We start from the raw sequence: 1,050 nt of genomic DNA, 5'->3' as shown, positions 1-1,050 counted from the left end.
CTCCCCAAACAGCGTTACCTGTATACCGAAACCAAACGAGCTAAGGTTGGGCCTGACTATCACATCGACTATCGCCGCCACTACTACTCGGTGCCACATCAACTTGTTGGTCACCATGTCGAGCTGGAAGCCTCCAACCGTCTGGTGCAGATTTACCATCAAGGTAACTTGATCGCCCAGCATCCACGCAGCCAAAGAGAGCGCGGAAACAGCACCCAACCAGAGCACATGCCGAGTAATCATCAACATCAGAAGTGGTCGCCTGGCCGCTTGCTCAACTGGGGAGCCAATATCGGCCCAGCCACACGAGAGGTCGTCAATAAGATGCTTAACTCGAAGCCTCATCCAGAGCAGTCGTATCGTTCCTGCCTTGGGTTACTCAACCTAAGCAAAGCCCATGGCGAATCGCGCCTAGAGCAAGCCTGTAAAGATGCACTGATGCTGACAAAACCCAACTACACCTTCGTCAACAATCTACTCAAGAACAATCGTGAAGGGCAACTGAGTAAAGATAAAGCGAATACACCGAACCTTGTTCACAGCAATGTTCGTGGCCCGAACTGTTATCACTAGGAGAAAGGATATGAACGCACTGAACGACCAACTCAAAACCCTCCGCTTGAGCCATGCAGTGAAAGCGTTAGAGCAGCAACAAGAACAACTGAGCACCTACGCAGAGCTGGACTTCGAGGAAAGGCTAAGCCTGCTTCTGGAAAGTGAAATCTTGAATCGCAATCAGACCAAAATCCAACGCTTAAAACGACAAGCCAAGCTGAGAGTGGATGCTCAGCCGAGCCAACTCATCTACAAGGAGGGACGAAACCTCAACCGCAAGCAGATAAGCGAACTTCTAACGGGTGGCTATCTGCACAAGCACCAGAACATCTTGATCACAGGCCCAACAGGGGCAGGTAAAACGTATCTTGGCTGCGCACTTGCAACCAGCGCCTGCGACCAACAACAAACGGTCAGATACTACCGATTAACTCGCTTGCTTGATGATCTGACCGCAGGTCGTCTGGATGGTAGCTATCAAAAGCAACTTCAATC

General features: G+C 50.7%; 1 protein-coding gene and 1 pseudogene. Both read left to right on the top strand.

Annotated features, from left to right (window positions below; genetic code table 11):
- On the top strand, positions 1-573 hold a 573-nt coding region (locus R7Q41_RS24390; protein ID WP_411979072.1), incomplete at its 5' end, for a Mu transposase domain-containing protein.
- Between the two features lie 10 nt (positions 574-583).
- Positions 584-1,050: pseudogene (gene istB / locus R7Q41_RS24385) on the top strand (IS21-like element ISVch3 family helper ATPase IstB); the annotation flags it as partial.

Origin of the sequence: Vibrio sp. 2096, from assembly GCF_033339595.1 — a bacterium.
GTDB classification, from domain to species: Bacteria; Pseudomonadota; Gammaproteobacteria; order Enterobacterales; family Vibrionaceae; genus Vibrio; species Vibrio alginolyticus.
Note: the sequence above shows the minus strand (reverse complement) of the source record. Positions and strands in the feature narration are given on the sequence as shown.